The sequence below is a fragment of the Microbulbifer maximicatervae (SeqCode) genome (assembly GCF_052467305.1).
The window spans coordinates 2,501-17,536 of sequence record NZ_CP174306.1; the positions used below are offsets into that span (position 1 = coordinate 2,501).

At 48.0% G+C, this 15,036-nt stretch carries 14 protein-coding genes, 2 rRNA genes and 1 pseudogene; 7 read left to right on the forward strand and 10 right to left on the reverse strand.

Annotated elements, in window-relative coordinates; translation table 11 throughout:
- Positions 1-54 precede the first annotated feature (54 nt).
- Together ACJJI4_RS00020 and rrf are read left to right on the forward strand one after the other, a co-directional pair.
- Positions 55-2,936: ribosomal RNA gene (locus ACJJI4_RS00020) — 23S ribosomal RNA — on the forward strand.
- Between the two features lie 203 nt (positions 2,937-3,139).
- A 5S ribosomal RNA gene (rrf, locus tag ACJJI4_RS00025) occupies positions 3,140-3,255 on the forward strand.
- 798 nt (positions 3,256-4,053) lie between these two features.
- Here the strand turns inward: rrf and ACJJI4_RS00030 are convergent.
- From ACJJI4_RS00030 to ACJJI4_RS00065, 8 genes and pseudogenes are all read right to left on the reverse strand, one after another.
- The gene (locus ACJJI4_RS00030) at positions 4,054-5,463 is read right to left on the reverse strand and encodes a M20/M25/M40 family metallo-hydrolase (protein ID WP_444912088.1); all 1,410 of its coding nucleotides are present in this window, start codon (positions 5,461-5,463) and stop codon (positions 4,054-4,056) included.
- 30 nt (positions 5,464-5,493) lie between these two features.
- Positions 5,494-5,844, reverse strand: a complete 351-nt coding sequence (locus ACJJI4_RS00035; RefSeq protein WP_444926628.1) for a hypothetical protein — start codon at positions 5,842-5,844, stop codon at positions 5,494-5,496.
- A gap of 4 nt (positions 5,845-5,848) precedes the next feature.
- Entirely contained in the window at positions 5,849-6,616 is a 768-nt protein-coding gene (locus ACJJI4_RS00040) for a TSUP family transporter (protein WP_444926629.1), read from the reverse strand.
- An 11-nt stretch (positions 6,617-6,627) separates the two neighbouring features.
- Entirely contained in the window at positions 6,628-7,245 is a 618-nt protein-coding gene (locus ACJJI4_RS00045; RefSeq protein WP_444906448.1) for a 1-acyl-sn-glycerol-3-phosphate acyltransferase, read from the reverse strand.
- A gap of 63 nt (positions 7,246-7,308) precedes the next feature.
- Complete coding sequence (locus ACJJI4_RS00050) at positions 7,309-8,889, reverse strand: peptide chain release factor 3 (protein WP_444926630.1); 1,581 nt, start codon at positions 8,887-8,889, stop codon at positions 7,309-7,311.
- 390 nt (positions 8,890-9,279) lie between these two features.
- Positions 9,280-9,945, reverse strand: coding sequence for a hypothetical protein (locus ACJJI4_RS00055; protein ID WP_444926631.1), 666 nt, complete (start codon positions 9,943-9,945; stop codon positions 9,280-9,282).
- Positions 9,927-10,274: a hypothetical protein gene (locus tag ACJJI4_RS00060; protein ID WP_444926632.1), complete on the reverse strand. Its 348-nt coding sequence runs from the start codon at positions 10,272-10,274 to the stop codon at positions 9,927-9,929. The genes ACJJI4_RS00055 and ACJJI4_RS00060 overlap by 19 nt, the downstream gene beginning before the upstream one ends.
- Positions 10,275-10,526: 252 nt before the next feature.
- Positions 10,527-10,766 (reverse strand): annotated as a pseudogene (locus ACJJI4_RS00065) (helix-turn-helix transcriptional regulator); the annotation flags it as partial.
- Positions 10,767-10,981: 215 nt separating this feature from the next.
- Between ACJJI4_RS00065 and ACJJI4_RS00070 the strand changes: the two are divergent.
- Positions 10,982-11,425, forward strand: a complete 444-nt coding sequence (locus ACJJI4_RS00070; RefSeq protein WP_444926633.1) for a hypothetical protein — start codon at positions 10,982-10,984, stop codon at positions 11,423-11,425.
- Positions 11,426-11,501: 76 nt separating this feature from the next.
- On the opposite strand, the gene ACJJI4_RS00075 is transcribed toward ACJJI4_RS00070, so the two are convergent.
- On the reverse strand, positions 11,502-11,699 hold the full coding sequence (locus ACJJI4_RS00075; RefSeq protein WP_444926634.1) for a helix-turn-helix transcriptional regulator: 198 nt from the start codon (positions 11,697-11,699) through the stop codon (positions 11,502-11,504).
- A gap of 201 nt (positions 11,700-11,900) precedes the next feature.
- Here ACJJI4_RS00075 and ACJJI4_RS00080 point away from each other — a divergent pair, with 201 nt between their 5' ends.
- The 4 genes from ACJJI4_RS00080 to ACJJI4_RS00095 all read left to right on the forward strand — a co-directional run bounded on the left by ACJJI4_RS00080 (position 11,901) and on the right by ACJJI4_RS00095 (position 13,823).
- Complete coding sequence (locus tag ACJJI4_RS00080; RefSeq protein WP_444926635.1) at positions 11,901-12,080, forward strand: hypothetical protein; 180 nt, start codon at positions 11,901-11,903, stop codon at positions 12,078-12,080.
- A gap of 184 nt (positions 12,081-12,264) precedes the next feature.
- On the forward strand, positions 12,265-12,570 hold the full coding sequence (locus ACJJI4_RS00085; RefSeq protein WP_444928198.1) for a LexA family protein: 306 nt from the start codon (positions 12,265-12,267) through the stop codon (positions 12,568-12,570).
- The gene (locus tag ACJJI4_RS00090) at positions 12,570-13,037 is read left to right on the forward strand and encodes a Y-family DNA polymerase (protein ID WP_444926636.1); all 468 of its coding nucleotides are present in this window, start codon (positions 12,570-12,572) and stop codon (positions 13,035-13,037) included. The genes ACJJI4_RS00085 and ACJJI4_RS00090 overlap by 1 nt, the downstream gene beginning before the upstream one ends.
- A gap of 18 nt (positions 13,038-13,055) precedes the next feature.
- A complete protein-coding gene (locus ACJJI4_RS00095) occupies positions 13,056-13,823 on the forward strand; it encodes a DUF4113 domain-containing protein (RefSeq protein WP_444926637.1) in 768 nt (255 codons plus the stop codon).
- Between the two features lie 89 nt (positions 13,824-13,912).
- Here the strand turns inward: ACJJI4_RS00095 and ACJJI4_RS00100 are convergent, their stop codons facing one another.
- On the reverse strand, positions 13,913-15,001 hold the full coding sequence (locus ACJJI4_RS00100; RefSeq protein ID WP_444926638.1) for a hypothetical protein: 1,089 nt from the start codon (positions 14,999-15,001) through the stop codon (positions 13,913-13,915).
- Between the last annotated feature and the right edge of the window lie 35 nt (positions 15,002-15,036).

A 15,036-nucleotide genomic window follows, 5' to 3' on the forward strand; every position in this document is an offset into this window, starting at 1 on the left:
GCGTCCAGGATTTACCTGGATGTTAAAAGTCGTTAGTAGTCGTTTGTGTTGTATGGTCAAGCGACTAAGCGTATACGGTGGATGCCTTGGCAGCTGGAGGCGATGAAGGACGTAGGAGCCTGCGAAAAGTCTAGGGGAGCTGGCACACAAGCTTTGATCCTAGAATGTCCGAATGGGGAAACCCACTCCTTTTAGGAGTATCCATAACTGAATACATAGGTTATGGAGGCGAACCCGGGGAACTGAAACATCTAAGTACCCGGAGGAAAAGAAATCAACCGAGATTCCCTTAGTAGCGGCGAGCGAACGGGGATTAGCCCTTAAGCTCTTTATGTTTTAGTGGAAGGTTCTGGAAAGTACCGCGATACAGGGTGATAGCCCCGTACACGAAAAGGCATTTAGAGTGAAATCGAGTAGGTCGGGACACGTGTTATCTTGACTGAATATGGGGGGACCATCCTCCAAGGCTAAATACTCCCAGCTGACCGATAGTGAACCAGTACCGTGAGGGAAAGGCGAAAAGAACCCCGGAGAGGGGAGTGAAATAGAACCTGAAACCGTATACGTACAAGCAGTAGGAGCCCTTCGGGGTGACTGCGTACCTTTTGTATAATGGGTCAGCGACTTATTGTCTGTAGCAAGGTTAACCGCTTAGGGGAGCCGTAGAGAAATCGAGTCTTAATAGGGCGTTTAGTTGCAGGCAATAGACCCGAAACCCGGCGATCTATCCATGGGCAGGTTGAAGGTTGAGTAACATCAACTGGAGGACCGAACCCACTAATGTTGAAAAATTAGGGGATGACCTGTGGATCGGAGTGAAAGGCTAATCAAGCCGGGAGATAGCTGGTTCTCCTCGAAAGCTATTTAGGTAGCGCCTCGCGTCTCACCCTCGGGGGTAGAGCACTGTTTGGGCTAGGGGGTCATCCCGACTTACCAACCCCATGCAAACTCCGAATACCGAGGAGTGCAATCGCGGGAGACACACGGCGGGTGCTAACGTCCGTCGTGGAAAGGGAAACAACCCAGACCGCCAGCTAAGGTCCCAAATATCAGTTAAGTGGGAAACGATGTGGGAAGGCCCAGACAGCTAGGAGGTTGGCTTAGAAGCAGCCATCCTTTAAAGAAAGCGTAATAGCTCACTAGTCGAGTCGGCCTGCGCGGAAGATATACCGGGGCTCAAACTGATAACCGAAGCTGCGGATGCTCTTAGGAGCATGGTAGAGGAGCGTTGTGTAAGCCGTTGAAGGTGGATCGGGAGGTCTGCTGGAGGTATCACAAGTGCGAATGCTGACATGAGTAACGATAAGGGAGGTGAAAAACCTCCCCGCCGGAAGACCAAGGGTTCCTGTCCAACGCTAATCGGGACAGGGTTAGTCGACCCCTAAGGCGAGGGCGAAAGCCGTAGTCGATGGGAAACAGGTTAATATTCCTGTACTCGCTATTACTGCGACGGAGTGACGGAGAAGGCTAGGCCAGCATGGCGATTGGTTGTCCATGTTTAAGGTTGTAGGCTGGGGACTTAGGCAAATCCGGGTCCCTAAGGCTGAGAACTGATGACGAAGCCCACTTAGTGGGTGAAGTGGTTGATGCCCTGCTTCCAGGAAAAACTTCTAAGCTTCAGGTAATAGTGAATCGTACTCTAAACCGACACAGGTGGTCAGGTAGAGAATACCAAGGCGCTTGAGAGAACTCTGGTGAAGGAACTAGGCAAAATGGTACCGTAACTTCGGGAGAAGGTACGCCGGTTTTGGTGATGGGACTTGCTCCCTAAGCTGAGGCCGGTCGAAGTGACCAGGTGGCTGCGACTGTTTATTAAAAACATAGCACTCTGCAAACTCGTAAGAGGACGTATAGGGTGTGACGCCTGCCCGGTGCCGGAAGGTTAATTGATGGGGTTAGCTTCGGCGAAGCTCTTGATCGAAGCCCCGGTAAACGGCGGCCGTAACTATAACGGTCCTAAGGTAGCGAAATTCCTTGTCGGGTAAGTTCCGACCTGCACGAATGGCGTAACGATGGCCACGCTGTCTCCACCAGAGACTCAGTGAAATTGAAATCGCTGTTAAGATGCAGTGTACCCGCGGCTAGACGGAAAGACCCCGTGAACCTTTACTACAGCTTTGCACTGAACTTTGAGCCTATTTGTGTAGGATAGGTGGGAGGCTTTGAAGCAGCGACGCTAGTTGTTGTGGAGCCGTCCTTGAAATACCACCCTGGTATGTTTGAGGTTCTAACTCTGGTCCGTTATCCGGATCGAGGACAGTGTATGGTGGGTAGTTTGACTGGGGCGGTCTCCTCCCAAAGAGTAACGGAGGAGTACGAAGGTGCACTCAGCATGGTCGGAAATCATGCAATGAGCATAATGGTATAAGTGCGCTTGACTGCGAGACAGACATGTCGAGCAGGTACGAAAGTAGGTCATAGTGATCCGGTGGTTCTGTATGGAAGGGCCATCGCTCAACGGATAAAAGGTACTCCGGGGATAACAGGCTGATACCGCCCAAGAGTTCACATCGACGGCGGTGTTTGGCACCTCGATGTCGGCTCATCACATCCTGGGGCTGAAGCCGGTCCCAAGGGTATGGCTGTTCGCCATTTAAAGTGGTACGCGAGCTGGGTTTAGAACGTCGTGAGACAGTTCGGTCCCTATCTGCCGTGGGCGTTGGAGATTTGAGAAGAGTTGCTCCTAGTACGAGAGGACCGGAGTGAACGAACCTCTGGTGTTCCGGTTGTCACGCCAGTGGCATTGCCGGGTAGCTATGTTCGGACGGGATAACCGCTGAAAGCATCTAAGCGGGAAGCCTCCTTCAAGATAAGATCTCCCTGAGGCCTTGAGCCTCCTGAAGGGCCGTGGAAGACTACCACGTTGATAGGCTGGGTGTGGAAGCGTTGTGAGGCGTTGAGCTAACCAGTACTAATTGCCCGTGCGGCTTGACCATACAACAGAGATGGTTACTAACGACTAGCTAAGCTAGCGGATTGTGAGTTAGAGACATACGATCGCTTGCGGTGTATTACTACAGATTGTTTTACCGACTTATTTGGGGTTATCGCCGGTCACCAACATGACCGAGGCAAACAGCGATAACACGGCAGGCCAAGCACTTTGCTTATAAGACCAACGCCAACCCAAGCCAGTTTGCCTGACGACAATAGAGTTGTGGAACCACCTGATCCCTTGCCGAACTCAGAAGTGAAACGCAACATCGCCGATGGTAGTGTGGGGCTTCCCCATGTGAGAGTAGGTCATCGTCAGGCTTCTAATCCGAAAAGGGCCACCCAACAGGGTGGCCCTTTTTTTATGGCTGAAAATACTTTAAAGAAGCAAAAAACAAAAGAAAAAAATAAGAAAGGGAAGGAAGAGAGAGAAAGCAGAAAGTACTTAGTCGAAATTAAATAGAAAAAATAAAAATAGCTCTGAAAAATTTTAATGCTCAACTTTCTATTTAAAAAGTCAGTCAGTAATTAAAAAAAACCTAAAACTACCTGAGCACCTTAAACAGACGCTCTCCTAAAAAGCCTATAAAAATAGGTCTTTACCGATCTTCTCTCCAAACGCCTTTACACTCACTCAAAAAATAATCCAACAAAATAACTCGCGCAAAAACCAGAAAAGTACCCATACCACTCCCGTCAAAAATTAAATTTAGCCGGTAAAAATATCGGTGATTTTTTAGTCTCTGCAGTAATCCCCTGTAACCACGGGGCCTGTAGCCCGTTTATTAAAGTTATGCACAACTCTATCCAGACTTTCTGTTAGTAACACCTGGCTGTGGAAATCCGCGCAAAAAGTGCTGCTTTTTTACCCGCCTTCAATAGAGCCAAGCAACCACGGGGCTGGCCAGGGATATCCCGGAGTTATACACAGCTCTATCCATGGTTTCTGTTGGTAACAAAGACGCCATAAAACGGACATCAGTTATTAACAGTGTTATGAGCGATAAATCTGTGGATTACTGCGGCTGATTGGTACGCCAGTATGTGAGAGAAGAAAAGTTTGGGGATAAAAAAAGCCCCACTAGGTGGGGCTTTAAAAATATCATCTGTATCTTTTATTTATTCAGAGGCAGTAGGAACTCGGCCCAAGTCTCCTTCCATTTCTGTGGTCAGGAAAGACATTACAACCCAGGCCGCTACATTCTGGCGCAGATTCTCAGGGTCGACTTTATCCAGGGTATCGTTGGGTGTGTGGTGATAATCGAAATAGTCGGTGCCGTCCTGGTATAGACCAAAGGCTGGCACACCGCGCGCAACAAACACACTGCTATCTGGGCCACCGTAAGATTCATTATTTCCGCGCTCAATACCCAGGGGGGCGAGGAGTTGCATCATTTGATCTGCAATATCAAATTTGCTCTCAGGGAGACGGGTATCGAAACGCCAGACTTTCCCTGCTCCAAAGTCTGATTCGGAGACGGCAATAATATTGTCCAGCTCTTTTACGTGTGCCTCAACATATTGCTTAGCACCTACCAATCCGATTTCCTCTGCACCAAACAGCACGACTCGCAAGGTACGACGGGGGCGCTGTGGCAGCTCAGCAATTAGACGTGCAGTTTCCATAACAATGGCAACCCCAGCTCCGTCGTCCAAGGCCCCGGTGCCTTCATCCCAGGAATCCAGGTGCGCACCGATAATCATGACTTCTTCAGGTTGCTCACGGCCAGTAATCTCACCGATGACATTAAAAGAGGGGCCGTCATTCAGTCGCTCAGTTTCAACATCAAGTTTTACCTGGACTGGCTTGCCGCGTTGGAGCATAGCCTCGAGCAGGTTTGCATCAGGAGCGGAAAGTGCGAGTGCAGGAACTGGGTTTTCCACATTATCAACCGACATCATACCGGTGTGGGCAAATCGGTCTGAGTCGGTTCCTACGGAGCGCAACAGCATGGCAGCAGCCCCTTTTTCAGCGGCAGCGCGCATTCCCAACTTGCGACCTTGCGCTGCAGGGCCGTAGCCTTCTCCCGTGCGCGCTCTCTCCATACGCTTATTGATAAAAGCGATTTTACCTTTCACTTGGCTGGCCGGGGCCTTCAACAGGGCCTGCACATCGGGAAACTCGATAATTTCCGCTGTTAACCCTCCCTCAGGAGTGGCGGCGCCATAGCCGAGGGAGGAGACAACTAGTGGCTGGGGGAAAGGGGATATGACTTCGGCGTGAGCATGGCCACGAATCCAGCGGGGTACCTCAATTTGCTCGGTATAGACGCGATCAAAGCCAAATGCCTTCATTTTGTCTTGTGCCCAGGCAACGGCTCTTTCATCGCCCTCAGTGCCTGTCCGTCGTGGTCCAACCTCGACGGTCAAAGACTCTACGATACTGTAGGCGTCGGAGCTTTCCAGTGCCCGGTCACGTAATACTTCCGCCACAGATACATCTTCCTGTGACAGAGGGGCTGCCTGGGCTATTCCCAGTGCCATGGTAGTGATCAGTCCCCCGGTAAGGGAAAGCAGTGGTTTCAACATCGGTCTATCCTTTGTTAATACTCTTCAGTCTTAAGCTTTTGGCTCGTTATTTGATGAGGCCGCGATCAGTTGCTCGCGAATTTCACGTAACTTACGCAGGCCTTTTTCTGTAAATAAGTAGGGCGGTTCGCCAGTATATTCGCTGTCTTCAATACTGAGGCAACGTTGTCGCATCTCTTCAAGCTTTGGGTCGTGTCGCATTGGGCAGGCGAGGAGTGCTCGCCATTCAGTATCGCTGGCTTGCCCGGTGATTACATCTTCAAGGCCCTTAACAAAACTGCCTCGGTCCATTCGAAATCTGGGGCTGCGCAGGTGCATAAGAACCCAAACCACAATAACAAAGGCAATGAAAGAAAGAATAAGCGTTGCCAGCCAGGTCACGATATCAATTCTCCACTAATAGTTTTATTGCCACAGCAATGGTGGCAATAATGATTACCGGTTTGATAATACTGGCACCTCTTGCAATCACGAGGTTGGAGCCGAGACGAGCTCCTACAACCTGGGCAAAAGACATAGCGATAGCGAGCAATAGAAAAATATGGCCTCCAGCGATAAAAATTAGCATAGAGGTCACATTGGTAGCGAGCACAATAGGTTTTGTTGATGCCGTAGCTGCACGCATATTGTAGCCGAGTAGCGCTGCGAAGGCGGCTGCACAGATAGACCCCATCCCAGGGCCAAAGAAGCCCCCGTAAAAGCCGAGCCCACCGCCAACAACTAGATTAAAAGTAACGTTACTGATTCTGGGTTTTGAGTCAATGTCGGAAATGCGAGGGGACAGAATAAAGTAGAGGGCAATAGCAATGAGCAGGATGGGAAGTAAGGTATTGAGACCAGCCTCCCCAAGTGAAGCGACTGTTAAGGTGCCTAGGCAGGAGCCGATAATTGCAGCAAGTAGTCCTGGCCAGAGGGGGCGTAAATTCAACTGGCCTTTTTGCAGGAAGTTAATGGTGGATGATAGGGTGCCAAAGACGCTTTGAAACTTATTGGTACCGAGAGCATCGAGTGGGGGAATGCCGGCCCAGAGTAAAGCGGGGAGGGTAATTATTCCCCCTCCCCCGGCGATCGCACTGACAAAGCCTGCGGTAAAGGCGATTACTGTCAGTATCAGGTAGGTATAAGTAGAAAGCTCACTACTTAACTGTATCACGAGTGGACTGGTTACCCCTTTTCAAGAGTACTTTCATTATCGTGGTAATACCCCTGATACTTGCTAAAGCGCTTTTGGATCTCTGCCATATCCTGTTCCAGATCACCGATAGGCTGGTACAGGGAGTCAATGCAAATACGCTTATTGGGAAAGTCCCAGGCAACAAGCAAAATAGGAACTTGAGCGGTATAGGAAATCCTTAAAAAACCGTTCTTCCAGCGCCCTACTTTTTTGCGGGTCCCCTCGGGAGTAATCCCCACCCACATTTTTTCATTTTCCCGGTAACTCGATGCAACTTGTAGAGCGATATTACCTGCGGCGCGCCTATCGGTAGGAACACCTCCAAGCCACATAAATAGTCCTTTAAACGGGAAGAAAAAAGCTTCCTTTTTCATGAGCCAGGAAATTTTAATACCCAATGCCATAATAAATGGCATGGCAACCACAAAATCCCAATTGGATGTGTGGGGAGCCAAAGCCACCATGACTTTTCTTTCTGGAGGGATTTCCCCGTCCATTCGCCAGCCGAGCACCTTGATTATCAACTTGCCAATAGCTTTGGTGATGCGATTGCCCAGCCGAGGTACTTCATTGGGTACTTCAGTAGGTATTTCTACAAACTGACTCATTATTTGCCTCTTTTTTACTGCTGTCACACTAAGGTTTCAGCAAAGGTACTTAGCCTTGCTGCTTTAGTGTTCCCGCGTGGCATAAAAGCGAACTTCCGGATAGCGCTCTTCAGCCAATTGTAAATTAACGCGCGTCGGTGCCAGGTATGTTAGGTGTCCGCTGCCATCGAGTGCCAGGTTGGTACTGGCCTTGCGCTTGAAATTCTCTAGTTCTTTGGCACTTTCACTATCTACCCAGCGCGCAGTGTTCACGTTGACGTTTTCGTAGATGGCTTCAACTTTGTATTCGTCTTTTAATCGGTAAGCGACTACTTCGAACTGTAGTACACCAACTGCGCCCACGATAATGTCGTTGTTATCCAGCGGGAAAAATACCTGGGTGGACCCCTCTTCAGAAAGCTGCTGAAGCCCTTTTTGTAATTGCTTTAATTTGAGAGGGTCTTTTAAACGTATGCGACGGAACAGCTCCGGGGCGAAATTGGGAATGCCGGTAAATTTCAGTGCTTCGCCTTCGGTAAAGGTATCGCCGATCTGGATAGTACCGTGGTTGTGCAAACCAATAATATCGCCGGCAATGGCCTCTTCTACGTGGGTTCGGTCGCCAGCCATAAATGTCACCGCATCGGCAATTTTTACATCCTTGCCAATGCGCACATGCTTCATTTTCATACCGCGATTGTAGGTGCCGGAGCAGACACGCATAAAGGCAATTCTATCGCGGTGTTTGGGGTCCATATTCGCTTGGATTTTAAAAACAAAGCCGGAGAATTTATCTTCGCTGGGCTCTACTTTTCTCTCTTTGGTTTCCCGAGATTGGGGTGAGGGCGCCCATTCAACGAAACCATCGAGCATTTCCCTTACGCCAAAGTTACCCAAGGCCGTACCGAAAAATACCGGGGTCAGTTCACCGGCAAGATAAGCTTCCTGGTCAAACTCATGAGTGGCTCCACGAACCAATTCAATCTCTTCCCGAATATCCTCGGCGTACTCGCCAAGTAGTGCGTCAGCCTCAGCGGAGTCTAGACCCTTAATTTGAATATCATCGGGAATTCTGTGGCCCTGACCTTGGGAGAATACATGGATGGTATCGGTGTAGAGGTTATAGACCCCCTTGAAACCTTTTCCTGAACTCAAAGGCCAATTGATAGGGGCAGCCTGGATATTCAGAACTTCTTCAATCTCATCCATTACCTCAATCGGGTCGCGAATATCCCGGTCGAGTTTGTTGATAAATGAGAGAATCGGCGTTGTTCGCAAGCGGCACACATTCATCAACTTGATGGTGCGGTCTTCCACACCTTTGGCCCCGTCAATCACCATCAGTGCAGAGTCGACGGCGGTGAGTACCCGATAGGTATCTTCAGAGAAGTCTTCGTGCCCCGGTGTATCCAGTAGGTTTACAGTCCTCTCTTTGTAGGGGAACTGCATAACGGAAGAAGTAACAGAAATACCGCGTTCCTGTTCCATCGTCATCCAATCAGAGCGTGCGTGGGGACCTTTTTTCCCCTTAACTGAGCCCGCTTGCTGGATTGCATTCCCGAACAAAAGAAGCTTTTCGGTCACGGTTGTTTTACCGGCGTCCGGGTGGGAAATGATAGCGAAAGTTCTACGTCTTTGAAATTGCTTAGAAAAATCTGTATTCACTTAGATTTAGCCTTATCTGTGTACGCCCCTGTGTACACATATGTAAATATACCCCAAGGCCGAACCTGAAAGGCCGCATTATAGCAAATTGGCCTTTGGTTTAGCTCCCGGGGGCTGACTGCAGCATGAAGTCTGGTCAGATTGGTTGATGCTATTTGAGCTGTTTGAAGCGTTAAGCAGTGTACACGGAATGATTAATTTGTGACCATTTAACCGTTTTGGGTCACTTTTGATGCCTAGGCGCTAAGAATAGGGAGCTTGCCATCAGATTACAATCCAGTGTGTTTGGTGCTTCTCAGAAACTCCCTTAGAAGGGGCTGTGAAAGCTAGGCTCGTCGCATATCTAGTTTACGGAGCCTAGCTTTGGGGGAGGGGGCAAACATACTCAATTTAAATCAGAGAGTTCTTTCCAAGTAACACAGCATGATGCAGGTTTGTAGGCATAACACGAGCAATGGAGCCATCATTGCTGCCGACTTTGAAAAAGTGAATACCAGAATCCATTTTTACGGATTGAGCACCACCTCCTTTCAAGGCGCTATGTAATTCTGCTTTTGGTATTTTGTAGTTTTTTGAGGCGCTATATATATAAAAGTTGACTTCGTTAGTAACCCCTAAAATTTTTGCCGCCTCAATAATTGTACTGGTAACGCCCTTATATAGCCCCTCATTGGCCTTGATTCGCGTGAGAGTATCCATTTCATTCTCACCTTCGACATTTAGATTCTTTACGTACACACTACTGATAAAGTCAGCAGGTCTAGCGTTAAACCTCCAGCAGGCAATTCTTACTGAATCTACTAAGTGCTGAACATTATTGGCATCAACACCGAAAACCCAAAGTTCTTTCTCATCGACAACTGCTGCGTCCTTCAGTGGTGTGCCTTTAGGGTGGAAAGGTGATACTCCTTTTTTGTATTTAGACTTCCACTGATCTAGCGTATTGAAGGTTGTCCTTAGTACAAACTCTCTAAACATTGAGCCGTTTAGAATCAGGCTAACATCAGTTTTACAGTCAAAATCGCCTTCAGCGATTGTCATAGCTCCTTTTGACACGGCTTCCAGTCCTTGTGTAAATAGTCCATAGCTTCTTGGGAAATAAAAGTACCTAGGCAGATTTCAGGCCCAATGGAGGCCTTCTCGTAAGAGTGTTTGATATCAAAAATGTCGTCAGACCAGTCCCCCTTGCTGTAATCCGTAACGGCATAGGTCTCTGAAATATAGATTTTTTGCTCTGCAAGAGTCGCTTCTAATAATGTCAAAGCTTCTTCTTTCGTTTCGGCAGGAACTACTGAACGACCATAACTTGTTTCGCATCCATCACTGGGCATAGAGCTATCTTCGCGGTGCTCTACCTTAGCTTCAACGACCCAAAAAATTGGCATTTCCTATTCCCTTTTAATATGTAGATGTATTTATTAAAGCACCCACCACTTTAGGAGGTGGCTAGAGACAAAGCTCAGTACTAACGTCCCAGTTTTAGGGTTTTAAATTAGTAGCAAATATTACTGGCTTCCAGCACGTTAAAAACGTGTCGTTCCGACTCTAGAAATTTGATTTTTTGTGTATAGGCTTTTGCTGTCAAGCTGATGTGTCTTCTTGTGTGCAAGATGAGACGCTGTTGGCATTACCCTAAATTACTCTAATTTGAATTTGCTATGGACACACTTTGAAAGAATGTAGATATAGGCGGCTTCTGAATGTGAAACTTGAATCTCCCATTGCTCAACATCATCAATCGCCCAAAGCTTATGGCTACCAGAAGCTTTGATACGTGGTTTTGGGAATGGATTAGTTTCTCGCTCTACCCATCTAAAGATTGTGCGGCTTGAGCAGCGATAACGCTCGCTTAAGTCTTTGGTTGACCAATATTCTTTAAATTGCCTTAGTGGTGAATGATATCAAGCTTGAACTCGCATTCCGAATGATTGTTACTTAACCAATTTTTGCCTAAGAATTGAATTCAAAAAATATCTATTTTGCACATTATAGGCTGGATTCATTTGCAATCATGGCGTCAACTGCTAACTTTTCCGGGGGTAACAACGAGGCATACATAAAGATTATTAACAACGCCTAGGCGAGGGGGTTAATGATGTGTTTCTATTGTCGTGACTCAGGTGCAGATTCTACTTATATTCAGAATATTGAGAAGTGGGCCGATGAAGGCCTTGTCTATTCTGACTTGATTGCTTTGGTTCGTCCTAGCGCTGTTGCGAGTCCAAATACGTTTGTTTTTGTTTTCGAGAACGCCGTGCTTTTTAACGGTAGACGCCGAACGGTATATGTCGATGTACATTATGTGGGTGACAGGATCATTCCCGGTGCAAAAATAGAGGCGCTTGGTGGGCTATGGGTTCCCGGTATTAATGGGATGGCGATGAAACCACAGCAACATGGAGGCGAGCTTTACGTCCAGTTGATGAGGCAGCTCCCAAGACATGCTCCAAAAAGTGGAGTAAGAGCTGTTTATGGTGATCGTGGAATGACAGTACCGTTACCAAGCGGGATAGTTCGATCATTAGAATTCCAATGATGTGGCTTTTCTACGCTGATCTTATTCCCGCCCGATAGAATCACAGCTTCTATCTTCGAGTGAGGAGGTGTTGATCTTAAGCTGCTTTTAGCTGAGAAACTTGAGCCTCCCATTGCTCAACATCATCAATCGCCCAAAGGTTATGGCTCCCAGAAGCTTTGACGCGCGGTTTTGGGAATGGATTGGTTTCTCTCTCTATCCATCTAAAGATTGTGCGGCTTGAGCAGCGATAACACTCCCTTAAGTATTTGGCTGACCAATATCCTTTAATCATAAGATTTTCCTTTTTCGTTATTTCTAAATATTCGGGTACTTAGCGTTGCACTAGAGCAAACCCCTGGGTGTAACGTGTGAGTGCGTGCGGGGCGTCGAAAACGGGTTTAACGGTTCTGTATCCGCTGGTGATGCTGCCGAGGTTGCGCAACACTGGGCGGTTGCCGAATTCACCGGCGCGGATGCGCTGGGCTAAGCGCAAATGGAGCAATTGCAGCGGGTCGCGAGCCTGTGTGTAGCCCTGGAGTGGGTAACAGGTTGCCCCGATTTAGCGGGCAGGGATGCCGTATTAAAGCTGATAGGTGAGGAAGTGAGCAGCACTATCCAATGGGTAATCTATTCGGTAGAGTCAAAAGGAGGTGGCGGCGCAGAGATGGCCTGAGCGCATAGGTGCCTGTGAGGCCCTGGAGTCACACAGGTTACTTGTCTTTAATGGGGACTCGCTAATCTACTGTATAAAAATACAAAATACTGTTAGGGCACATGAAACTTTCCCCACTATACGGTAGTGCGTTAGCTGCGGCTTTCCGTCGCCAGCGGATGACCACAAAGAAGCGGCGCTGAGCCTGGATCAACACCTGATAATCAGCCCGGCGGCGACCTTCCTCGCCCGCGCCAACGGCGACTCTATGCAGAACCTCGGCATCTTTGACCGGGATCTGCTGGTAGTCGACCGATCACTAGCGTCAATCCATGGAGATGTGGCGGTGGTTGCTTTAGATGGGCAGCTAACCTGTAAGGTGCAGGACCAGCAGCGGGGGCGGCTGCTCTCTGCCAATGATGACTACGCCCCAATCCCCATTTGGGAAGGGCAGGAATTGATTGTGGAAGGGGTGGTAAAGGCTTCCGTGCGGTACCACCGGCCCTGCTGATGTTGGCACTGGTTGATTGCAACAGCTGTTATGCCAGCTGTGAACAGATATTCCGCCCCGACCTGCGCGGGCTTCCCGTGGTAGTCCTCTCCAATAATGACGGTTGCGTGGTGGCTCGCTCGAAAGAGGCCAAGGTTGTAGGTATTCCCGACTTGCAGCCGTTCTTTAAGATCGAACACCTGTTGCAAAAACATGGGGTAAAGATCTTCTCAAGTAATTACGCCCTGTATGGAGATATCTCCCACCGGGTAATGACAACGCTGAAGCAGTACAGCCCAGAGGTTGAGGTCTACAGCATTGATAAGATGTTTCTGGATCTGCAAGGGCTGCAAGAAAGCCTGCTGGGTTATGGCCAGCAGATAAGGCAAACCCTCTGGCGGGATATTCGTATGCCGATGGGCGTTGGCATTGCTCCCAGTAAAACCTTGGCCAAGCTGGCAAATAGAGCTGCCAAGAAAATCCCCTAGTGTCAGGGCGTGTGCGTCTTGGACTCCCCCGAGAAGTGGCAGTGGCTGCAGTGGCGCACCGAAGTGGGTGATGTGTGGGGGGTAGGCAGGCGCTTATCAAAGCGGCTCGGGCACCTGGGTATCAAGACCGCCTATGACCTGGCACAAGCCAACCCGAAAATCCTACGCAGCCACACGAACGTAAACATTGAGCGCACGATAGAAGAGTTGAATGGCACTAGTTGTTTAAGCCTGGAGGAGCAACCCCTGGCCAAGAAGCAGATCTATTGCACTCGGTCATTCGGCGAAAAGCTCACCGACCTCCAGCCGATACTGCAGGCCGTCACCTTGTATGCGAGTAGGGCAGCAGAGAAGCTGCGGGCTCAAGATTCCCTGGTGAAGTCCGTCCATGTATTCCTGCATACCTCACCCCATGAACCGCACTACTACAGCCGCAGCACTATAGTACAAACCCCATACCCCACTGATGACACTCGGCTGATAGTGCAGCTGGTAAAGCGCGCGATTTCAGAGTTGTTCCTACAGGGGCATAGATTCCTGAAAGCGGGGGTAGGGCTGGTAGAGCTTATCCCCCGCTCACTGGGCCAAGGTGATATGTTCACCGTAGGTCAGCCAATACGATCAGGCGAGACCATGCAGACCATCGATCAGATCAATCAGAGGTTTGGCCGGGGCACCTTGTTCCTTGGGGCTGAAGGTATCAACAAGAAGTGGAAGATGCGGCAAGCATTTACATCGCCTGCCTATACCACTCGGTGGGAGGATTTGCCTAGGGTGGTGACATGAGTTGTTTGTGTAAGTTATGAGGGTAAAAAATTGCCAGCACTAACTTGGCCGAAATAACAGGTAGAGGGTGGCCCCTCTACCTGACTTTGCTAGGCAGTTCTCATAAACTCAAAATGTGCATTCTCAAGTGAAGACGTGTCAACATACTCCGGCTGCATAGGGTTTTGGTACCTTGAAGAACTTGTGGGAATTATCATATTTTTAAGTTTTTCCAGATAGTCGGTGATAGATGCGTCGATAAAACGGTAGTTTGTAAATTCAAAAAAGTCGTCATACCTGGCCCTCGCTTCGCCGTTTGGATCAAGGCTGATAACATCTATTGACTTTAGATGTGGAGCATCAATTACTGAAGACTTAAGGAGGTATTTGATGTATGAATCTGCAACTGGGAGAGAGTAGCCAATAAATCTTATATGGTTAGCTTCACTGAGCAGTTTGTAGGAATTTTCCCATATTGGTATTATTGATTTATGAGTTCCTTTGGCCCATGTGGGTGGAACAATCTCCTCGGTGCTTAAGCACCCATGAAGCTTTGCTAAATGAGTAGATTCCCACGTGGGATCATAATTTTTCTTTTCAAATACAATTGGATGTTCAGAAGTATACTGTTCACTTATGGCTGTAGCTATATTTTCGAGCACTATATCGTAATTCAGGCTTAGTACCGCATATCTTGCCTGACTGTTGGAGCTCTTAGTTGCTGCGAGGTAAGAATTACGCATTGTCTTAATTGGGTCTGATGAGAGTCTTTCTTCAAACCTGAGTCCCATTAAACTTGCCACAAAGTAACTATACAAGGCTATTGACTCATTCCTTCCAAATGGAAACTCCTTCCATTCATGAAGGGGGTGTTGATACTTGGGGCTTATAGTAGTTGGTGTATAGGAATTAATTACATCTTTTATATATTTGATGAATTCATCTTTCAGTTTTTTCCCTTTCAGAAATTCATTCATCTCTATTGTTGAAAGTATTTCTTCAATGTTAAATAGGTCGGACTTGTAGTAGTTTTTAATAAAAGATAATTTTTTTATTGTGTCAAAAACTTCATTAAAGTGAGCGAATTTATTAGGGCTTCTGAAGTAAAGGTCTTTAGACTTAGAATAGAAATTTCCCATCACTGGAATTCCCAGCGGTGCGGAAAATCCTGCTCCAATAATATATACGACTTTTTCCATGGCTTTAAAAGCCCTCTTTTTTTAGTTAAATTTTT

Coding starts and splice junctions, on each gene's coding strand:
- ACJJI4_RS00030 (WP_444912088.1), bottom strand. CDS start 5,463: ATGTTGAAACCACTGCTTTCCCTTACCGGGGGACTGATCACTACCATG.
- ACJJI4_RS00045 (WP_444906448.1), bottom strand. CDS start 7,245: ATGAGTCAGTTTGTAGAAATACCTACTGAAGTACCCAATGAAGTACCT.
- ACJJI4_RS00060 (WP_444926632.1), bottom strand. CDS start 10,274: ATGCCAATTTTTTGGGTCGTTGAAGCTAAGGTAGAGCACCGCGAAGAT.
- ACJJI4_RS00070 (WP_444926633.1), top strand. CDS start 10,982: ATGATGTGTTTCTATTGTCGTGACTCAGGTGCAGATTCTACTTATATT.
- ACJJI4_RS00075 (WP_444926634.1), bottom strand. CDS start 11,699: ATGATTAAAGGATATTGGTCAGCCAAATACTTAAGGGAGTGTTATCGC.
- ACJJI4_RS00080 (WP_444926635.1), top strand. CDS start 11,901: ATGGAGCAATTGCAGCGGGTCGCGAGCCTGTGTGTAGCCCTGGAGTGG.
- ACJJI4_RS00090 (WP_444926636.1), top strand. CDS start 12,570: ATGTTGGCACTGGTTGATTGCAACAGCTGTTATGCCAGCTGTGAACAG.
- ACJJI4_RS00100 (WP_444926638.1), bottom strand. CDS start 15,001: ATGGAAAAAGTCGTATATATTATTGGAGCAGGATTTTCCGCACCGCTG.